Origin of the sequence: Nitrosomonas europaea (assembly GCF_900167395.1) — a bacterium.
GTDB classification, from domain to species: Bacteria; Pseudomonadota; Gammaproteobacteria; order Burkholderiales; family Nitrosomonadaceae; genus Nitrosomonas; species Nitrosomonas europaea.
The window spans coordinates 1-20326 of record NZ_FUWK01000001.1; the positions used below are offsets into that span (position 1 = coordinate 1).

Consider the following 20326-nt stretch of genomic DNA (forward strand, 5'->3'; position numbering starts at 1 on the left):
TTCTGGAAAAAGATGTCATTTTCTGCAGCGATGGTGCGGCTGTTTATCGATCCGTGGCCCGCAGTCTTGGAATCACCCATCGTCCCGTCAATCTTGCTGCCGGGGTTCGAGTCATCGCTGGTGTCTATCATATTCAGAACGTTAACGCTTACCACAGCCGGCTCAAACAATGGATGAAACGATTCCATGGCGTTGCTACCCGGTATCTGGAAAATTACCTCGGATGGTTCAGGTGGCTCGATCAACAGGAAAATCTCAGTTCACCTATTGTCCCACTGCAAGCCGCTCTCGGCCGGGAAAATCAGTTTCAACTGTTAACGAATACATAGCCAATTTCAACCACGGTCTTACCCTGAATTTCCTCGTTCCTGTACCCCGTAACCGATTCAAAAGCAGCATTGACCGCTATCACGCGCCATACTGGCTCGACGCAAACCATCATCGGGATCGGAGCCAGGTCGAATGCCTTGGAAAAACCCTCTTCGCTGCGTTTCAGAGACTCCTCGGCCTGCTTACATGCATCCAGATCGATAAAGGTAAACATCATGCATGCTTCATTGGCGACTTCGATCGGTTGACCAGCCACAATCACGAATTTGTCGATTCCCCCTTGCACACGCAATATCGCCTCCTGTTGCGCAATGGGTTCACCCTGCTGAAGTGATTGGATCGCCTGTTCGCGATATTCAGCTTCACGCAAAACATCCAATTCGTACAACGATTTATCAATGACCTGATCACTGCTGTAACCCGTCATTCTCAGGAAACCACGGTTCACTTTGATGTATCGGGTATCCGACAACCGGCAAACCACCGCAGGTGCAGGATTGACCGCAAAAGCGCGTTCAAAACGCCCTTCAGCATTGACTTGTTCGGTCTCATCCCTGATCACGATGGCCACAGCCTCGACTTCATCATGCGCTCCTGTGAACAGCACACTGCGCATGACAAGCACACGACGGAAATCGGAGTTTTTCCGGCGTAGCGTCAGTTCCACCCTGACATCATCGAATTCCTCGCCTGAGACGGCACGCGCCACCGGATATTGTCTGGCAGCAAGTTTATGGTGATTCAGGTACATCAGCACAAAGCGCTTATGGTACTGGGCAGCAGTTACTCCAAGTTCTGCAAGCTGCTCACAACCATGCATGGCAAGTGCAGCCTTGTTAGCCCAGGTAATCTTGCCACTCGGATCAATCAGGAGAACTCCCTCAACCAGATGTGAGATGAGTTGCTGAAGCTGTTCCCGACCGGTATCCGGCTTGTTCTGTTTTGTATCCATACGCCCCCTGCAAGGCAAATCTCTACCAGAACCCGAGGTTTCCATACTCAATCACAAAATGATAAGAGAAATGATAATGGTATAGAAATACTACATTATTCAGTAAATTTGAATCTTACTTGTCTGCATAGTGCCATGATCTAATGAATGCGGCCAGTCAATGAAGTAGTAGCGTACTACCGCACGCCTGGCTATCCCATGCAGGTGTTCAGTAGTCACATACAGCAAAAGTACGATAAGCAGGTATGTCTGATCGATAAACATAGCTGACTTGTGCATAAGCTGAAAAACTGCTGGCCAGCTCTAATTTTTGATAGAACAGGACAAGGAGAACTATCATGAAAATCAAAACTTTACTTTCAATCATTACTGCAATGGCCTTGTTGATACTTGGTACTGAAGTAGCAACCGCACAATCTACGGGGGTGCCTACTATTGACAGCGGATCTCCGGAAAGCAATCAGCCGTTGAATGATACGATGATTACTACCAAGGTCAAAGCAGAGCTGGCCATCGCCGAAGGGATCAAAAGTGGTGATATATCAGTCGAGACAGTTAATGGCGTAGTTATACTCACTGGTACACAACCAAACGAAATGCTGATCAAGAAAGCCGAGGAAGTTGCCAAGAGCGTCAAAGATGTCAAGCAGGTAGATATCTCCGGCCTGACAGTGAATACCACCACAGCCGATTAATCAGACTGGCAGCAGTTGTTTATTTTTAACCTGAATAAAAAGGAGTCAAAAATGAACGAAGACAGAATCAAGGGTCAGTGGAAGCAATTGGCAGGAAAAATCAAGGAGCGCTACGGCATTGCTCATGATGAAGCCAGGAAACAGGTCAAAAAGTTTCACGACTCGCTGTAAGGCTAATGCTGTTGGCAAGCACGAAATACATCAATACCGGTGTATTTCGTGCAACATGCTGTTTTGTGTACCTGGCACAAACCATAACCCAGGTAATGTTGTAATCGTGATGGAAACCAGAGAAACATAATGCTGCATTACGCCATCATTTTTGATCACCACGCATATCCAGAATTTTTCGGTTTTATTTGAAGCTCTCAGTCTGGCAATGAATCAGACCGAATTCTCAATCAAGACCAGGAGCAAACAAATGCTCAAATGGGCCATCATCTTCGCGATCATTTCATTCATTTCGGGTGTATTTGGTTTCAGAAGCACCAGTGCCGGCACGGCATCAATCGCAAAATTTCTATTTTTCCTGTTCGCGCTTATTACGCTTGTGTTGCTTGTTCTCGGGCTTCTCGGCATTGGGGTGGTAGCTTGACACAGAAAATATAAAATGCCAGGTGACTATCATTGAAAAGTGCGATATTTTTCTAAATGTATGTTGCATAAACTACCTGACTCAAACCATACACTTTTATAAAGGAGAAATATCATGATGATATCTCGTGCAATTGCAATCGTGGTCATCGCCAGCGCTTCCATGGTAATGGTTTCCAGCTGTTCAGTCGCACGGCACCAGGAGTCCGTGGGTGAATATGTAGATGGCTCGATTATCACGACAGAGGTTAAAGCCAAGTTGGCAAATGATCCCGGCACTTCAGCAGCCAATATCAACGTCAAAACCATAGAAGGTGGTGAAGTGCAACTGTCCGGATTTACCAAATCACAAGCGGAAAAAAACCGTGCAGGCGAGCTGGCGCGTACTGTCAAGGGTGTCACCAGAGTACATAACAACCTGGTAGTGAAGCCTTGACGAGCGCCAGCGCTTGACAAAATCGCGGAGTAGTAGCTCCGCACAACATGATCATTGCTGTTTTGCTGTATAGCGTGCTCGCAGCATTACTGCTAGTAAAGGGCCGGTTCATGGATTTTTCGCTTGCAGCGCTTATGATGATCTTGGCTTCTTGCCCAATATTTTGGTCTTTAGGGAATCTCTGAAAAACGTCGACGAGATAGTCAGTTCAAGGCAAAAATCTGCGAAAAAGCGGAGTTTATACGTAATAAATGAGCATTTTAAGCCGATTTTTAACGCAGAAATGGCAACGCAGGTAGTTTTTCAGAGGTTCCTTAGGGCTACGAACAGAACCGGGATGACTGCTATGTTGTAGACAAGTACGGGTTTCCCAAACCAGCAAGATTACATTGAAACTACTATCCGACCATATATAATGAGAATCATTATCGAAGTTTTGTACAGATTCTCTGATGGATATTCTGGATACCCGTGATGCTTGGAGTATAGCCTTTCGTCATATCGATGGGTTTACTTTGATGATCAATGAAATACTTGCTGGAGCCTGCTTTGAGCGTTAATCCCATCCATTCTGACTCGATTACCGAGCTGTATCAGGACCATCACGGCTGGCTCCATGGTTGGTTACGCAAAAAACTCGGGTGTTCTCATCAGGCGGCTGATCTCGCGCACGATACCTTTATGCGCCTGCTCACACGGGAAGAGCCAATTCTCATTCAGGAACCACGCGCTTTTCTGACTACGGTCGCACAACGGGTTCTGGCGAATCACTGGCGACGTAAGCAGATCGAGCAAGCCTATTTTGAGATGCTTGTACAGCATCCCGAGGCTTCAGTTCTTTCAGCCGAAGAATGCGCCATTCTGCTGGAAACACTCCTGGAAATCGATCATCTGCTGAATCGTTTACCACTACCGGTCAAACGTGCTTTTTTATATGCTCAGTTGGATGGCATGAGTCATGCCGAGATTGCGGCTGAATTGAATATTTCGATTACGACCGTTAAACGCTATCTGATCAAAGCCGGTGCACAATGCTACTTTGCACTGGTAATCGATTGAATGCATCTCGATAACGAGGCTGATCACCATTCTGAAAACAAGGCAGAGGCTCCCGGTATTCAGCCAGCCGTCACTCGGAATGTAGCTGATATTTCACCGCAGATTGCCCAGTGCGCAGTGGAATGGTTAGTCGAACTACAAGCGGCTGATCACGACGAAGCCACCCATGAAGCATTTCAGCGATGGCTGGCGGCACATCCCGATCACAAACTTGCCTGGCAACATATCGAGACAGTCAATACCCGCTTCAACGGGCTGACTTCACCGCTTGGTTCAGCTGTTGCCAAAGCTGTTTTGACGCCACGTCGTTCCCTTAAGCGTCGCCAGATCATCAAGACACTGGTCGTCATATTGTTCGCTGGTAGTACCGGCTGGTGGGCTGATGAAAAAATTCCCTGGCGGGCATGGACAGCCGATGAACGCACTCATATCGGTCAACGGCGCAACATCACACTTGCTGATGGCAGCCGCGTCGTTCTCAATACCGATACCGCCATCAATATCCGGTTCACGGCAAATGAACGCCGACTGCAATTGGTACGTGGTGAAATTCTGGTTACCACAAATCAGGATAGCGCATCGATTGTGCGTCCTTTCATCGTTGAAATCGCTCAAAGCGAACTGCGTCCGCTTGGCACTCGCTTCACCATTCATCAGCAGACAACGTCGAATCGCCTGAGCGTATTCGAGGGAGCGGTCGAAATCCGGCTGCGCCAGGATATCAACTACCGGCATATCGTGCAGGCCGGAGAGCAAGTCGATTTCAGCAATCAGGGTATTCATGAAATACACCCGGCTGATGACACGAGCACCGCGTGGAGTAATGGCATGATCATCGCCAGCAGTATGCGGCTGGCTGATTTTCTGGCTGAACTGGATCGCCATCGTCCCGGCAAACTCAACTGCGATCCGGCCGTAGCCGATCTGCGCGTTTCCGGCACCTATCCCCTCACCGACCCGGAGGATATTCTGGATGCGCTGCAAACCACCTTGCCTGTAAAGATCCAGTACTTCACGCGCTATTGGGTAACAGTAAGGCCTGCATCGTAAGTTACCTCAGATACCTCCATCTGCCTGAAAAAATTTTCCTGTTAAGTGGTCTTTTTTCGATTCTCGCGGGACATAGGAAACGAGTACCTCTTTTTTAACTCGCTTCATTTAACCCGACAGGAATCGGAACATGAATCATCCGCATAATCATTTCTATGTTTTCTGTGAAAGGCATTTACCAGGCATTGTATGGGCAAGTATTATCTGCCATACATTGACCACCCTTACGATCCTTCTGCCGCCTGATAGCGTTCAGGCTGCCGAAACACCCGCCCGGAACGTTCCCGCTGTTACCCCTTCCCGCAAAACCTATCACATCGCTGCCGGTTCGCTGGAAACAGTGCTTAACCATTTTGGCCGTGAAGCGGGCATCCTGCTTACCTTCTCGCCGGATACGACTGCTGGCCTGCAAAGTACGGGATTACAGGGCAGCTATACACTCCAGGAAGGGCTGGATCGATTACTGGCCGGAAGTAACCTGTATGCAGTACGAGATACCAATGGAAAATACAGCTTGCATAAACTGTCGAAAGCAAGTGCAGCAGAAGGAAACGCAACAATACTACCGGAGATCACGGTGGCTGCCGATAGCGGACAGACGGGAGGTCTGCCCCAACCCTATGTGGGGGGACAGGTGGCAAGAGGGGGCGACTCGGAATTTTAGGCAATCGAGACATCATGGACACACCATTCAATCAAACGAGCTACACGGCGGAATTAATACAGAATCAGCAGGTGCATCATGTCGCTGATATCCTGAATAATGATCCAACCGCTCATGCAAATGGATCCACGTCCACAGGGGCGGATGATTTCAGCATCCGCGGCTTTTATGTCGGGAATACGGATCTACTGTTCAATGGCATGGCAGGTGTCACTCCCTCCTTTTTCAATTCCATGATGGCTGAATCCATCGAACGTGTCGAAATACTTAAGGGTCCGAATGCTCTGCTTAATGGTGTCACTCCGAATGGTAGCGTGGGCGGCGTAATCAATATGATCCCCAAGCGGGCGGGCAACCAGCCGCTAACCCAGTTCACTGCTAGCTATATTTCCGATTCCCAGTTCGGCGGGCATGTCGATATCGGCCGACGCTATGGCTCAGACAAACAATTCGGTGTGCGCCTCAATGGCGTATATCGAAATGGTAATACTCCTATCAATTATCAATCACGGGAATCTGCCTTAGCAGCAATTGGTCTTGATTATCGGGGTAAGCGCCTGCGTTTATCTACAGACTTTGGCTATCAGTATCAGAATTTGCAAGGCATCCGCGACTACACGACAGTTGCTGCGGGCGTGCCAATTCCCAAAGCACCTGGTACTCGTAACAATTACGATGGCCCTTATGATTTCAGCAATCCAGAAGTTCTATATGGTACGTTTCGTGGAGAATATGATTTGACCAGCTATTTAACTGGATTTGTTGCTGTGGGCGGCAGCGAGCGCAGCACGCGCTATATCTTGACCAATCGAACCATTATCGATGCACACGGTAATCTGATGGCTGGTTCTAGTGGTGTCGGCCTATCGGCTGATAAGATGTACGCATGGACGCTGGAAACTGGGTTGCAAGGGCGCTTTACGACGGGTGTGGTGCAACATCAAACGATTCTAGTTTATACGACTCTCGACAGAGAATGGAGACGAATTAGTGTGCCCGCGCCCTTAGCTTACCCGGCGTCGAACATCTACCATCCAACATTCGGGCCCAAACCAGATCCATCTTTACAGCCGGGTCCGGGCGATGCGCGGAAAATGCAGGATTTGACGCTATCCAGTATAGCGCTGGCTGATTGCACGCTTGCAGAAAATTGACTCCACTGGCTTTAACAGGAATACCGGTGCTATCACTTCCAGTTATAAAGAAGACAAGATAACGCCAATGGTTGGTCTGGTGGTCAAACCCTGGCAGCAGGTGTCACTATACGCGAACTATATACAAGGCTTGCAACAGGGTCCTACCGCACCGTTGACAGCGGCCAATGCCGGGGAAGTTTTCGCACCCTTCGTAACCCAGCAATACGAAGTTGGTACCAAGATAGACTTCGGTCACATTGCCACTACTTTGGCACTTTATCAGGTTGCCCAGCCTAGCGGCATTATCGACCCTGCCACTAATGTCTTTGGCGTCCATGGTAAACAACGTCACCGCGGGGTGGATTTCAACGTCTTTGGTGAAGTAATCAGAGGTGTACGCCTGCTAGGGGGTGCGGCCTATATCGATTCTGAATTGACTAGAACACAGAATGGCATCAACGATGGCAATCGAGGACCTGCCGTTCCCAAATGGCGGCTAGTGCTCGGTGCGGAATGGGATACACCTTTCTTCACAGGATTTACCTTGTTCGGTCGAGTCACTCACAATGGCCCCATGTATCTCAATGCGGGCAACACTCAAAAAATCCCTGACTGGACACGATTGGATATGGGCGCCCGATATATGTTTGAACGATCCAATGGCAAACTCATCACCCTGCGTGCAAATATTAATAATGTACTCGGTAAAAACTACTGGGATGCGAATGCTTTCGGTCAACTTACCTTGAGTGATCCCCGAGTCTTCTTGGTTTCAGCAACCGTTGATTTTTAACACAATTGATGGTTCCCACGCTTCGCGTGGGAACCATCAAACTCGCAATGAACTGTCCGGCTTCATGGTCAGGCTGGAAAAAGGTGACCTACATCACGAACAGCCTCAATAGCCAAGACGGACCTGATCTCTACCCCTCCTCCCTCTTGACTAAAATACGTCTATTCCAGACGAGTGTTCAAACATAGGAAATATGGTATTACCAGTTTCCTGCAAACGTGTCTCACGCCGAGAAGATATCAACCCGCAAATATCTGTTTCATAAGCCCGCCTGCCCATGGGCATATAATTTGATGATCCTGGAAACGTACCGTCATTGACAGGTACATTCAATTCGTTCGGCAAGCTTGCCGTTGTATCTGTTACCAGATGACTGATACACAATCAGCATCATTAAATCTTCCGGAATAATTTTATATGTCGCTGCTTCAATCATCCTGCCGCGTTGCATTCGCAGCGCTGCTACACGATCTGGGAAAATTTCACGAACGAACTGGCCAGCCGGTTAACGGTGATCTCGCTGCGCTGACCACGCTCTACAGATATTCACATGCTGCCCACACCGGCGGCATGTGGGATGTCGTGGAAAAATACGCGCCTGATCTTCTGCGAGGAGATGTTGCTCCTTTTTCCGGCCGTACCAGCGGTGCCGATATTACCGATAGCATGGCCAATGCCGCAGCAGCGCACCATAAACCGGGAACACTGTTGCAGTGGATCATTGCCACGGCTGACCGGGCTGCTTCCGGTTTCGAACGCACAAAGTTTGATGAATACAACGCTGATGCAGAAGGAGAAACACCACAGCATAAAAACCGCTTTCAGGCGCGGATGATCAGTTTGTTCGAGCAGATCAAAATCAACGCACAAGCTCCTGTCGGCCAGTTCAAGCATGCCTACCCCTTGCGGGCACTTGGGCCAGAAGCTATTTTTCCTGACAAACGCGCTGTCATTGAGCCGAATGAAAATAAAACAGCACAAGCCGAGTATGCCGCGCTGTGGGAACAATTTTTGCAAGCACTGGAATCTATCCCAAAGTCACACCGCAGCAACTGGCCGTTATGGCTGGATCATTTCGATTCCGCCTGGCTAACCTTTACCCAGGCGATTCCTTCAGCGACCAATCGGGGCGTGGTGCCGGATGTTTCCCTCTATGACCATAGCAAGGCAGTGGCTGCGCTGGCTGCTGCCCTGTGGCGCTGGCACGAGGAAACCGGTAACACCGGTGCCGATGCCCTGGCAAAACTGAGCGATTCGGAACGCCCTGACTGGGATGAACAAAAATTGCTGCTGATCCAGGGTGATTTTTTCGGTATTCAGAACTTCATTTTTGCGCAGGGCGCACAAACACAAAAACACGCCCACAAGCTGTTGCGCGGTCGCTCTTTTCAAGTGGCACTGCTGGCGGAAATGGCGGCACTCAAGCTGCTGGAAACCCTGCAATTACCGTCAACCAGTCAGATTATCAATGCTGCCGGTAAATTTCTTATCGTCGCACCTAATACGCCTTCAGCGCGCGAGGCAGTAGAAACCTGTCGGCGCAGTTTCGATCAATGGTGTTTGCAGCACACCTATGGCGAGATCAGTGTGGGGATTGCTTCTACCTCCGCCAGTTGCAACGATCTGCGAAGTGATAGATTTAGAACGCTTACACAAAAGCTGTTCGGGGCGCTGGATGTTGCCAAGCACCGGCGTTTTGATCTGTGTGGCAACACCGCTGCGGTGCGTGATGTTTCTTTTGCCGACGGACCTTGTGACTATCACGGGCGGTATCCGGCCGATTGTGCAGCAGAGGGGGACAAATCGGCCTCCTGTGCGCTGTCACGTGACCAGATCGTCATCGGCGAAGCGCTCACCAAACATGCACGACTGCTGGTATTAAACACAGCTGACAGCTTCAAAAAGCCACTCGATCTGGATTACTTCGGTTATCGCCTGATATTTGTCAATGAAGCGGATGCTTCCGGCCATTACGGCAAACTGGCCGAACAGGGGGAACTGGTACGCGCCTGGGATTTTGATCTGCCTGATAAGAATGGTACCTGCTTTCACGGTTATGCCCGACGTTTTGTTAACAGTTATGTGCCGATTTGGGACGAAAATGAGAAGAAAGATGATCCAGCTTATAAGCGTCTCAGTCAGGAAGATCTAGGCGATACTTCGCCAGGAAAACTCAAAACTCTTCACTCTATTGCTGCCGGCAGTAATAACGAAATCGCGCTGGTCACGCTCAAGGGCGATATCGACAACCTCGGGGCGCTATTTCAGAGCGGCCTTGCAGAACCGACTTTTGCGCGCTGGGCTTCACTCTCGCGTCAGGTCAACGCCTTTTTTGCGCTGTGGCTGCCGTGGTACTGCGCCCATGGCGAGAACAGACGCTTTCGCAACACTTACACGGTATTTGCCGGTGGTGACGATTTTTTTCTGATCGGCCCTTGGGAATCCACACTTGAACTGGCGGGTGCCATGCGCAAGGCATTCGCACGTTATGTGGTGCGTGATGACATCACCTTTTCGCTGGGTGCTGTTATGACCCAACCAAAAATACCAGCACGCCAGCTTGCCGTTGCGGCTGAATCCGGTCTGAATGCCGCCAAACAGCACTATGGAAAGAATGCCGTCAGCTTGTGGGGTGTTACCGTTGGCTGGGCAGAATGGCGAACACTCATGAAGGAGCGTCGTGATGCACTGGAACGGTTGATCAGTGAAGCGGGGGGGTTATCCACCGGTTTTATTTACAACCTGCTGCTGTTATCCGACCAGGCGGAACGTGATGATCCCAAAAGAGATGATCGTCGCCCGGAAGATGCTTTGTGGCGTTCACGCCTGGCGTATCGCTGTGCCCGGCTGCCAAAAAATCAGCAAATGGTTGGTAAAGCACTCGCCCGCGAATGTGGCGAAGCCTTGAAACAATACCGTGGTGCTTACCGTCTCCCGGTTTCGGTGCTGCTGTACCGTCAGCGACAATGACGGCAAGCTTGCCGTCCGGCAATCAAACCGGGCAGCCATTTATTATCAACACCTACTATCGACAACATCCGGAGATCACAAAATGACACCTGACCTGAAAACCAGCCCGCCCCCAGCCACGCTTTTTTCCGAAGATGCGGAAGCTATCGCAAAGTACCTTGATGAAAGCGCTAAAAACGGGCGCGATTCAGGCAAAAATAAATCGACTCAAATCCGGCGTTTCTACGATGAACTGGTTGGTTGGCAGGAGCGCATTGGTACAGATGAGCAAAAATTCAGGGATTACGCAGCCTTTATCCACATGCTCAATGCCAAGGCTGCCTATGCGCAAGGCCGCAATCTTGTAACCAGAGAATTCGTTCAATGGTTACGCGACTGCATCAAGCAGATTGACGGGCCACGCACTTTGAATCATTTCCGGCTGCACTTTGAAGCCATGATCGGGTTTCTCAAGGCAATTCGCGGCTAGATAACGCTGCCAACCATGACATTTCCGTTTTTTCGATTATTTGCAGCCTGAAAGGAACTCACCATGCAACTTGATACCATCCATAAAATCACCGGCACCCTCATCCTCAAATCCGGACTGCATATCGGCGCGGGCGACAGCGAAATGCGTATCGGCGGTACCGACAGCCCTGTGGTCAAGGATCCGCTCACCGATCAGCCTTATATCCCCGGTTCATCGCTGAAAGGCAAAATTCGCAGTCTGCTGGAATGGCGGCATGGGCTGGTAGTAGCAACGGGAGGCGCACCCTATTCGTTCAAACATCTCGCCCAGGATGAAAATAATTCAGCCGGGCGCGATGTCATCAAACTGTTTGGTGGTGCGCCGGACAAGGCAGAAGATCAGCTCGTCAAAAATATTGGTCCCACTCGCCTTGCTTTCTGGGATTGTCCGTTGAATGGTGACTGGAAAAAGGAAGCAGCCGATTCCCGTCACCTGCTGACGACCGAAGTCAAATCGGAGAACTCCATCAACCGTATCGCGGGTACAGCTGAGCACCCTCGCTTTATCGAGCGAGTAATCGCTGGAGCGCGCTTTGATTTCACCCTCACGCTCAAAGTATTGGAAGGAGATGATCTGCTCAACACCGTGCTGCTTGGTCTGCGACTGCTGGAGCTGGATAGCCTCGGCGGTTCCGGTTCGCGCGGTTACGGCAAGATCAAATTTGCGGAGCTGAAGCTCGACGGCACGGACTTAATGGAACAGTTCCACGCTATCACCCCATTCAACCAAACGGCCTGAAATAATGACTCCACTGCGTGCAATTCTTCGGCTGCGTTCGCCACTGGGTACCCCGCTGGCGGGTGATACCTTGTTTGGTCAGCTTTGCCATGCTGTCCGCGAAATGCTGGGGGAAGAAAAACTCGAAGCACTGCTCGATGGTTACACCGCCGGCAGCCCCTGGCTGGTGGTTTCCGATGGGTTCCCGAGTGGTTACCTGCCGCGTCCCACCGTTGCAGCAGCATTACAGGCAAACAGCGAGGAAGATCCGAAAAAACGCAAGGAAGCCAAGGGCAAACGCTGGATTCCACACAGCCAGATTGCACAACCACTGCGCCAGTTACTCAGTAGCGCCGTTTCTGATGAAGAGGTTTACGGTAAACAGAGCAGGCCGATCCAGGCTGCCGCGTTTCATAACACACTCAACCGGCTGACCGGCACGACAGGTACAGGTGAATTTGCACCTTACACCCAGTCACAAATTTTCTACCAGCGCGATCAGCGCATGGATTTGTGGTGTGTACTCGATGAAGATCGCCTACCGCGTGAAACATTGCACCAGTTGCTTGAATATATTGGCAGTGTTGGCTATGGCCGTGATGCCAGCATCGGCCTGGGAAAATTTGCTGTGGAGCAGATAGAGGAAGCGGCATTATTCAAACAAACACACCCGAATGCCAATGCTTACTGGACGCTGGCACCTTGCTCACCGCAAGGACAAGGTTTTAAAACCTCACGCAGTTACTGGCAGGTACTGACCCGTTTTGGCCGGCATGGCGGCACGCTGGCACTGGGCGCCAATCCATTCAAGCAACCGCTGCTGCTGGCGGCAACAGGCGCCATTTTTGCACCGACAAACAACATGGCGCAAATCCATTTCATTGGCAGCGGTCTGGCAAAGGTATCGCTGATGCAAACGGCAGCAGTCCACCAGGGTTATGCACCGGTACTGGGAATTTGTATGGAGGCTATCTGATGAAGTTTCTGGATACGCAAGAACTGGTTGTGAGTACTTTGTCACCAGTGCACATTGGTTGCGGCGAAGACTATGAGCCTACCGAATATGTGGTTGATACATCTGGCGTACTACATCGATTCAATGCAGGCATACTGCCTGATTTAAGTGATGCGGGTATTTCCAGCGATATTCTCACCATATTATCTAATGACGAAGCGCACACGGAACAATTGCGTGCAGTACATAAAGTGCTCAGTAAGTATCGCGACAAAATCATTCCACTAGCCAGCGTCCACGTTTCGATGTGTACTGGTGTGCATGCGCACTATAAAAGTACGCAGGATAAAAAAAATGATTTCAACCGGAATGGTGTCGAGCGAACTTCGTATCAACCGTTCAATCAGTTGCCTTATCTTCCGGGTAGCAGCATCAAGGGTGCTATCCGGACAGCTATTCTCAACGAGCACATCGCAGGTAATAACCCGTGTTCGACGGTGCTCATGAGGCAGATTCAAGATTTCAACACCATGATCGAGGAGTACGACCCTGGTAATGGCAAATTGCTGTTACGGCTGAAGCTCCAACACACGAAGTGGGATTACGATCGGGCACGTAAAAACATTGAGAAAGCCATTGCAGATGTTTCATCTGCTCTTGGTACTGATTTGCTCGGCGGTAAATTTGAAACCGATCCGCTGCGCGCCCTCAAAGTGAGTGACGCTGCCCCACTTGATATTGAAATTGAGCGCGAGATTCGCTTTTGTCTTAATCGCAGCCGATCCGGCCGTCGCAGTCAGGCGCAGGTAAAGAATCTCTATACTCGCCTGGAATACATTCTTGAACACCAACCCGCCGCCTTCAGTTTATCTCTGACATTGCAAAATCTTCATGAGATCGCGGGGAGGCGCAACCATCGCAATGAACTCATAAGCCCTTCAGCCGATAAATTGTTGTTATGGACAGGTATCGTCAAGGCATGTAACAGCTACTATCTAAATCGGTTGGACGATGACCTCGCTATGCTTGGGAAGCTCTATCCGACATCAGAATGGAGAAAACAGACTCAAAGCATCCTTGATGCTGGTTTGCGTGACCAAATTAAAACCGGCAATTGCCTTTTGCTGCGAATCGGCAAACATGGTGGCGCAAACAGCAATACTGTTAGTGGCCGCCAAATCAAGATCATGCTCAATGAGGATAAGCGCGAGGCCAATGGCAAAGAAGAAAAGATACGTCTTTATACGTTCGATGACGAATCCCGAACCATCTGGTATTGCGGTGACGATCTGGACAAGCCATCTGATCTTTTGCCACACGGCTGGATCGTCCTGAGTAACCCGGATCAGATTTGGCATGCTGATCTACCCGGTTTTGAGCGACGTTGCGCCAGACAACAGGCGATTGCCGAGAGTGCCCGCCGCCAGGCTGAAGCTGCCGCCGCCGAACAGGCCAAAGCTGCAGCACAGGCTGCCCGCGAAGCTGCGTTGGCAGCCATGACGGAGAATCAGCGTCGTATCGAAGCATTTGTATCCATGTGCGCCCGGCGCGCAGAACAGCTCCGGGGTGGCAAGGAGAATCCCAATGCTGCCATTCACACAGCTGCACGAGAATTGGTAAAAGCTGCGCTGGAAGGTGCGGACTGGACAATCGACGAGAAATGCGCTGTTGCTGATGCGATCGAAGAATGGTTGCCCAAACTGGTCAAGGTGGAGCTCAAAGATGAACGTAAAAAGCTGAAACTATCAGCCTTGCGCACCTGAAAATCTGTCATTAAATGTAAAAACAGTATGAATTCAGCAATTTTGTCACAAGATGGTCGCGTGGTAATCCCCAAAAAATTCCGTAACAAACTGGAGATTAAAGAGGGGGATGAGGTTATCTGGAAGGAAGAGGACGAACAAATCATTCTCACCTCACGTCGGCAGGAACTTGAGCGTGCCGAACGTTTTTTTGGGCAAATGATGGCTGATTATGCCGGTGATTCTCTGGCAGATGAGTTGATCGCGGAGCGGCGAGCTGGAGCAATTTATGAGCACACATCACATGGCTGAATTTTCTTCTCCCACCCTGTCTCTGGGGCGTTATCGCCTTGACTGGCAGGTGACACGTTCAATCCGGTTGCCGGATTATGCCGGTTCCATGTTGCGCGGCGCGTTTGGACATGCCTTGCGCAGCATCGGCTGCATTACCCGGGAGAAGGATTGTACAACTTGTCCGCTGCGGCGCGACTGTCCCTACACCATACTGTTTGAACCGGTTCCACCTGAACATCATCCGTTGCAGGATTTCAGTAGGATTCCGGTACCTTACATCATTGAACCGCCAGAATGGGGAACGCGTGTACTGCATCCCGGCGATACGCTGTCATTCCACTTCACACTGATCGGCTGTGCACTGCAGGAACTGCCCATTGCCATTCTGGCCTGGCGGCGTGCGCTGGCGCGCGGCATTGGCCCCGATGACGGCACAGCCGAACTGACCAGTATCGTGCTGGAACAGCCGGATAGTTCCATCCCGGTTTATACGCCGGAAAACGGTCAGATCGAACCGCACGAAACCCGGCTTGCCTGCCCGCCACCGCCTGCTGCCACTATACGGCTGCATATCACCACCCCACTGCGCCTGCAGAACAATGGCGTGCCGCTCAAGGCACAGACTGTCACTGAGCGCGCCCTGCTCATGGCGCTGGTACGGCGGTTTGCGCTGATCAGCGAATTCCATGGCGAAGCTGCCTGGCAGCCGGATTTTCGCCACTTAGGTGAACTGACCAGTAGCGTAACCGGCAAGCGGCAACTCAGCTGGCGCGACTGGCAACGTTATTCCAGTCGGCAAAAACAGAAAATGGCGCTAGGTGGACTGACCGGCCGCTGGGATTTGCACGGTGAGCTTGCTGCTTTCTGGCCGGCGCTGTGGTTTGGACAATGGCTCCATGCCGGCAAGAATGCCAGCTTTGGCCTGGGCCGCTACCGGATTATTGCCGCATGACCATCTGGCTCGTTACCCGTCATCCCGGCGCAATCGAATGGGTGGCACGTCAAGGTATCCAATGGGATAAACATGCAGCCCATCTTGATCCATGTGAAATTACTGCGGGCGATACCGTCATTGGCTCGCTGCCGATCAATCTTGCCGCAGAAATCTGTAATCGCGGCGCACGTTACTTCAATCTCTCGCTTAATCTGCCGGCTCATCTGCGCGGTCGGGAGCTGGATGCTGCAACTCTGACAGCGTGCGAAGCAAGGTTAGAAGAATATATTGTAAAAAAGGTAAATTCATGACTACTCTCATCAGCTTCCTCGGCAAAGGAATTGCCGACAAAACCACCGGTTATCGCACTGCAACCTACCGTTTCGATGATGACAGTAAGCATACTACTCCCTACTTCGGCTTGGCACTGGCTGGCTATCTGAGACCAGAGCGTCTCATTCTTGTCGGTACGGCAGGCAGTATGTGGGATGTGTTCTTCGAACAACAAGATGCCTCCGATGACGATGTACTGGCTCTGATTGATGCAGTGCGTGAGTCTCGCGTCGATGCCGATATGCTTTCCGCCCAGGAGAAAAGGTTGACGAAAAGGCTCGGCTTGCCGGTCATTTGCCGATTGATTCCCTATGCCCGAGATGCTGCAGAGCAGACAGAAGTCTTGCTGACCCTGGCTAAACTGGTGCATCGCAGTGAAGAGGTTTTCCTCGATGTCACCCATGGCTTTCGCCATCTGCCTATGCTGGCGCTGGTCGCCGCACGTTATCTTGCTCATGTTAAAGATGTAAAGGTTCGCGGGCTTTATTACGGCGCGCTAGAAATGACTTCCACGAATGGTGAAACACCTGTATTGCAACTGGATGGCATGTTGCAAATGCTTGATTGGGTTGAATCTCTGGCCACCTACAACAAGGATGGTGACTATGGCGTTTTTGCCTCCCTGTTGCAGCAGGATGGATTGCCTGAAGGCAAAGCCAAACAACTTACCCGTGCAGCCTACTTCGAGCGTAGCAGTAATCCGGTCAAAGCACGTGAAACCTTGGGCAGCGTCTTCTCTGCCATCAAAACACATAACGGACCGATGGGCGTGTTGTTCCGTGACGCACTGACAGAACGCATTAACTGGTTTAAAGAGCCGGATCGTGCAGCATGGGAACTGGCGCTTGCCGATGCCTACCTTGAACGCCGCGATTACGTACGCGCTGTGATTTACCTCTATGAATCCTTTGTTACACGCGCCGTGCTGGAGCATAAACTCAATCCGAATGATTTCTCGGAGCGTGATGAAGCCTGGAAAGATGCCAGGCAAGATAACAAACAGGTCAGAAAACTTGAATACCTGCGTAACGCTTTGGCACATGGCATTAAATCCGATGACAAGGAAATCATCAGGATGGTCAATGATGAAAACTGTCTTGATGACCAGCTCAAAAAATTTCGTCGCAGCCTGTTCAACTGATAACGGCAAGCTTGCCATATACCATCATGGCAATGCGAAACGATAAACTTTGCATCTGTCAGATTTTCTCGTGTCGTGCCATGAATCCATTCAACGGATGACTGAGTTATCTGCCTACATTGGAAATAATTTATTTTTCAAACCAAGGAAAACAAAATGTCAATATTAGACTCGATTCTTGGGGCTCTGGAAGATGTGTTGAAAGAAGCCAAGGATATTCCAACAGAGAACCTTGCCATCATCGCAGTGACCACGATTGGCATCGCTGCAATCTTCAAAAATTCCGATTCAGAGAAGATTTCCTCTGATTGGTAATTTTCCAGTCTCTCATTTTCGCCATCATTGCGAAGCCGCCCGTGGCAATTCGGTATCTTTGTATTGTCTGACTGGATTGCTTCGGTGTATCTACCTCGCAATAATTGTTCAAGCATTAGAAGACAGTGTCTTTACTGCTATAAATTTGCTTACTGAATACCTGCCAGGAAAATTGTTCCACTATGCCAGAGCCGCTCCAACCCCATGAATATCCGCACCGCATACTGTTATGTGTTACGGGGCTGTCACCGCAGATTGTCACTGAAACGCTGTACGCTCTGGCTGTGGCACGGGCCACGCCCTTTATTCCGACAGAGATACATCTGCTGACCACTACCGATGGAGCACGGTTGGCGCGGGCAGCATTGCTGCACCCCGATGGTGGACATTTTCATGCGCTGTTGAATGACCAGCCACAGATCGGCCTCCCCCGTTTTGATGAAGATTGCATCCATATCATCAGCCATCACCAGGAAAAACTCGCCGACATTCGCACACCGGCCGAAAATGCCGCAGCGGCTGACACAATCACGGCACTTGTTGCCCAACTTACTGAGGATGCTGACGCGGCGCTGCATGTTTCGATTGCCGGCGGGCGCAAGACCATGGGTTTTTATCTGGGGTATGCCTTTTCACTGTTTGCCCGGCCGCAGGATAATCTCTCCCATGTTCTGGTTTCATCACCCTTTGAAGGTCATCCGGATTTTTTTTACCCGCCACGTCAGCCACGCCGCCTGGTAACACGAGACGGGCATCATATTGATACTGCCGAGGCCATTGTTACACTGGCAGAAATTCCTGTGGTACGGTTGCGGCACGGGCTGCCGGCTACTCTGATTGCCGGCCGCGCCGGGTTCAGTGAAACGGTAGTTACCTTGCAGCAAAGTTTTGCACCACCATGCCTGCTGATTGATCTGGAGCAGCGAAACGTCGTCTGTGGCACTACTGCAGTTGCCATGAAACCGCAACTGCTTGCATGGCTGGCGTGGTGGGCTACGCTAGCCCGACAGGGGCGGCCTGAAACAACCTGGCGTGAAGCCGATGCCAGATTATTTCTCGATATTTACCGGACAGTGGTTGGTATTGATGCCATTGATTATGAGAAAACCGCCGAGCTGCTCGGCAACGGCATGGAGAAGGAGTTTTTTCAGACCAAAAACGCGAAACTGGAACGTGTGCTGAAAGACACACTTGGACCGGCAGCTGCCCCCTATCTGCTAACGACTACGGGCAAACGCCCGCATACACGGCGTGGTCTCACACTGCCTCCCGAGCGTATTCGTATCGTTGGCACAGGCAGTAAATGAAACTATCGGCGTCGAGTGAGAAAATCTGTTTCCGGTGCTTGGCACGGCAAACTTACCATCCCGCAACAAATACAAGGCAAAGGCTACGATACTTCACATGAATCGGAACTTGTACCTGGTCGCCTACGATATCTGCAATCCGCGCCGTCTGCGCCAGGTTTGTCGCTATCTCACCGGCTATAAAGTCAGCGGGCAAAAATCCGTATTTGAAATATGGGTAACCCCGACAGAGTTGCACACCATTCGCACTGAGCTCGACAAGCTGATGGACACACAGGCAGATCGCCTCCACATCCTCAGCCTTGATCCGCGTATGAAGCCACGCTGTTACGGCAATGCCAGCACATTCACAGTGCAACACTTTTGTATTGTCTGAAAGTGAGGAGGAAAAAACATCATGACCAGCCTGTTCGTTGATCGCCGCGGTGTAGAACTTGGGCTTGAATCTGGTGCTATCGTTTTCCGGGAAAATGGTGAACGCATTGGTACAGTGCCCATTGCCCCGTTGACACGCGTATTTCTACGTGGCGATGTCAATCTACCAGCGGCACTACTCGGCAAGCTTGGTGAACGCGGTGTTGGCGTAGTCATTCTCAGCGGTCGCACCAGCCGACCAAGTCTGCTTCTGGCCAGACCGCACAACGATGCAGCCCGGCGTGTCGCCCAAGTACGCTTGAGCCTCGATGAACCAGCCAGTCTAATAATTGCCAGAGAACTCATCGAACGCAAGCTGACGCGACAAATCGAATGGTTTACCGAGCTGCGTGAAAACGATATCCAGGCACGTTACGAACTCAGCCGCGCCTTGCGCGGATTAGAAGAGCATCGGGCCCGTCTCGGTAACATCAATAACGCAGCCAGTCTGCGTGGTATCGAGGGCTCCGCTGCTGCACGCTACTTCACCGGCCTGCAGGCTGTCATCCCGGGCTCACTGCATTTTCATGGCCGCAACCGTCGTCCGCCGCGTGACCCGTTCAATGCCCTGCTTTCGCTTACTTACACCCTGCTGCACAGTGAAATTACGATTGCATTGCATGGTGCTGGATTCGATCCCTACATTGGTTTTTATCACCGCCTGGATTTTGGTCGCGAATCGCTCGCCTCCGACCTACTGGAGCCACTGCGACCACTGGCGGATCGTTTTGCCTTTGCACTGGTACATCGGCGAGTGCTCGACAAGGATCATTTCACCACAACTGAATCAGGGTGCCTGCTTGGCAAGGCTGGTCGCGTGCGTTACTACGCAGCGTATGAGGAACATAGTGAGATCTTGCGCAAAGGAATCAATCAGGAAATTGAACAACTGGCCGAACAAGTTGGCAGCGCTCTGACTCCCGAATCAGGAAATACACCGGATCACGATTCCGGAGATTGGGAATAAATATGAGAATAAGTGCA

At 50.8% G+C, this 20326-nt stretch carries 25 protein-coding genes; 24 read left to right on the top strand and 1 reads right to left on the bottom strand.

The window, feature by feature from the left end:
* Positions 1 to 329 (top strand): IS1595 family transposase (locus B5D58_RS00005; protein ID WP_143779538.1); only part of this gene is annotated, 329 nt, incomplete at its 5' end.
* Here the strand turns inward: B5D58_RS00005 and B5D58_RS00010 are convergent.
* Positions 308 to 1282, bottom strand: coding sequence for a PAS domain-containing protein (locus B5D58_RS00010; RefSeq protein ID WP_050731220.1), 975 nt, complete (start codon positions 1280 to 1282; stop codon positions 308 to 310). The two genes, B5D58_RS00005 and B5D58_RS00010, sit on opposite strands and share 22 nt — an antisense overlap.
* Positions 1283 to 1429: 147 nt before the next feature.
* Between B5D58_RS00010 and B5D58_RS14280 the strand changes: the two genes are divergently transcribed.
* From B5D58_RS14280 to cas1, 23 genes are all read left to right on the top strand, one after another.
* Positions 1430 to 1552, top strand: coding sequence for a hypothetical protein (locus B5D58_RS14280; RefSeq protein ID WP_256335796.1), 123 nt, complete (start codon positions 1430 to 1432; stop codon positions 1550 to 1552).
* Positions 1553 to 1620: 68 nt separating this feature from the next.
* Positions 1621 to 1977 carry a BON domain-containing protein gene (locus B5D58_RS00015; RefSeq protein WP_011110781.1) on the top strand — a complete coding sequence of 119 codons (357 nt, stop codon included), beginning with the start codon at positions 1621 to 1623 and terminating at the stop codon, positions 1975 to 1977.
* 51 nt (positions 1978 to 2028) lie between these two features.
* Positions 2029 to 2148: a CsbD family protein gene (locus B5D58_RS14535; RefSeq protein WP_459543571.1), complete on the top strand. Its 120-nt coding sequence runs from the start codon at positions 2029 to 2031 to the stop codon at positions 2146 to 2148.
* 250 nt (positions 2149 to 2398) lie between these two features.
* Positions 2399 to 2572, top strand: coding sequence for a DUF1328 family protein (locus tag B5D58_RS00020; RefSeq protein ID WP_041356921.1), 174 nt, complete (start codon positions 2399 to 2401; stop codon positions 2570 to 2572).
* A gap of 114 nt (positions 2573 to 2686) precedes the next feature.
* Positions 2687 to 3007 carry a BON domain-containing protein gene (locus tag B5D58_RS00025; protein ID WP_011110778.1) on the top strand — a complete coding sequence of 107 codons (321 nt, stop codon included), beginning with the start codon at positions 2687 to 2689 and terminating at the stop codon, positions 3005 to 3007.
* Positions 3008 to 3556: 549 nt separating this feature from the next.
* Positions 3557 to 4066 (top strand): sigma-70 family RNA polymerase sigma factor, encoded by a 510-nt coding sequence (locus B5D58_RS00030; RefSeq protein WP_041356291.1) that lies wholly within the window; start codon positions 3557 to 3559, stop codon positions 4064 to 4066.
* Positions 4067 to 5116, top strand: coding sequence for a FecR domain-containing protein (locus B5D58_RS00035; RefSeq protein ID WP_011110776.1), 1050 nt, complete (start codon positions 4067 to 4069; stop codon positions 5114 to 5116).
* Between the two features lie 130 nt (positions 5117 to 5246).
* The gene (locus tag B5D58_RS00040) at positions 5247 to 5780 is read left to right on the top strand and encodes an STN domain-containing protein (RefSeq protein WP_050731219.1); all 534 of its coding nucleotides are present in this window, start codon (positions 5247 to 5249) and stop codon (positions 5778 to 5780) included.
* A gap of 14 nt (positions 5781 to 5794) precedes the next feature.
* Positions 5795 to 6934 carry a TonB-dependent receptor gene (locus B5D58_RS00045; protein ID WP_050731218.1) on the top strand — a complete coding sequence of 380 codons (1140 nt, stop codon included), beginning with the start codon at positions 5795 to 5797 and terminating at the stop codon, positions 6932 to 6934.
* Positions 6921 to 7709 (top strand): TonB-dependent receptor, encoded by a 789-nt coding sequence (locus tag B5D58_RS00050; RefSeq protein ID WP_158297451.1) that lies wholly within the window; start codon positions 6921 to 6923, stop codon positions 7707 to 7709. Before B5D58_RS00045 ends, B5D58_RS00050 begins: the two co-directional genes overlap by 14 nt.
* A 417-nt stretch (positions 7710 to 8126) precedes the next feature.
* Entirely contained in the window at positions 8127 to 10679 is a 2553-nt protein-coding gene (cas10, locus tag B5D58_RS00055) for a type III-A CRISPR-associated protein Cas10/Csm1 (RefSeq protein ID WP_011110775.1), read from the top strand.
* Positions 10680 to 10761: 82 nt separating this feature from the next.
* Positions 10762 to 11148 (top strand): type III-A CRISPR-associated protein Csm2, encoded by a 387-nt coding sequence (csm2, locus tag B5D58_RS00060; RefSeq protein WP_011110774.1) that lies wholly within the window; start codon positions 10762 to 10764, stop codon positions 11146 to 11148.
* Between the two features lie 63 nt (positions 11149 to 11211).
* Positions 11212 to 11928, top strand: a complete 717-nt coding sequence (csm3, locus tag B5D58_RS00065) for a type III-A CRISPR-associated RAMP protein Csm3 (RefSeq protein ID WP_011110773.1) — start codon at positions 11212 to 11214, stop codon at positions 11926 to 11928.
* Positions 11929 to 11932: 4 nt separating this feature from the next.
* Positions 11933 to 12883 (top strand): type III-A CRISPR-associated RAMP protein Csm4, encoded by a 951-nt coding sequence (gene csm4 / locus B5D58_RS00070; protein ID WP_011110772.1) that lies wholly within the window; start codon positions 11933 to 11935, stop codon positions 12881 to 12883.
* Entirely contained in the window at positions 12883 to 14625 is a 1743-nt protein-coding gene (csm5, locus tag B5D58_RS00075) for a type III-A CRISPR-associated RAMP protein Csm5 (protein WP_011110771.1), read from the top strand. Before csm4 ends, csm5 begins: the two co-directional genes overlap by 1 nt.
* A 27-nt stretch (positions 14626 to 14652) precedes the next feature.
* Positions 14653 to 14916, top strand: a complete 264-nt coding sequence (locus tag B5D58_RS00080; protein WP_011110770.1) for an AbrB/MazE/SpoVT family DNA-binding domain-containing protein — start codon at positions 14653 to 14655, stop codon at positions 14914 to 14916.
* Positions 14894 to 15850: a CRISPR system precrRNA processing endoribonuclease RAMP protein Cas6 gene (gene cas6, locus B5D58_RS00085; protein WP_011110769.1), complete on the top strand. Its 957-nt coding sequence runs from the start codon at positions 14894 to 14896 to the stop codon at positions 15848 to 15850. Before B5D58_RS00080 ends, cas6 begins: the two co-directional genes overlap by 23 nt.
* Entirely contained in the window at positions 15847 to 16143 is a 297-nt protein-coding gene (gene csx16 / locus B5D58_RS00090) for a CRISPR-associated protein Csx16 (RefSeq protein ID WP_011110768.1), read from the top strand. The genes cas6 and csx16 overlap by 4 nt, the downstream gene beginning before the upstream one ends.
* The gene (gene csx2, locus B5D58_RS00095; RefSeq protein ID WP_011110767.1) at positions 16140 to 17306 is read left to right on the top strand and encodes a TIGR02221 family CRISPR-associated protein; all 1167 of its coding nucleotides are present in this window, start codon (positions 16140 to 16142) and stop codon (positions 17304 to 17306) included. Before csx16 ends, csx2 begins: the two co-directional genes overlap by 4 nt.
* Before the next feature lie 156 nt (positions 17307 to 17462).
* Positions 17463 to 17621 carry a hypothetical protein gene (locus B5D58_RS13800; protein WP_158297450.1) on the top strand — a complete coding sequence of 53 codons (159 nt, stop codon included), beginning with the start codon at positions 17463 to 17465 and terminating at the stop codon, positions 17619 to 17621.
* Between the two features lie 182 nt (positions 17622 to 17803).
* The gene (csm6, locus tag B5D58_RS00100; protein ID WP_011110765.1) at positions 17804 to 18928 is read left to right on the top strand and encodes a CRISPR-associated ring nuclease Csm6; all 1125 of its coding nucleotides are present in this window, start codon (positions 17804 to 17806) and stop codon (positions 18926 to 18928) included.
* 97 nt (positions 18929 to 19025) lie between these two features.
* Positions 19026 to 19304 (top strand): CRISPR-associated endonuclease Cas2, encoded by a 279-nt coding sequence (gene cas2, locus B5D58_RS00105; protein ID WP_041356287.1) that lies wholly within the window; start codon positions 19026 to 19028, stop codon positions 19302 to 19304.
* Positions 19305 to 19325: 21 nt separating this feature from the next.
* Complete coding sequence (gene cas1, locus B5D58_RS00110; RefSeq protein ID WP_011110763.1) at positions 19326 to 20309, top strand: CRISPR-associated endonuclease Cas1; 984 nt, start codon at positions 19326 to 19328, stop codon at positions 20307 to 20309.
* Positions 20310 to 20326: the final 17 nt, after the last annotated feature.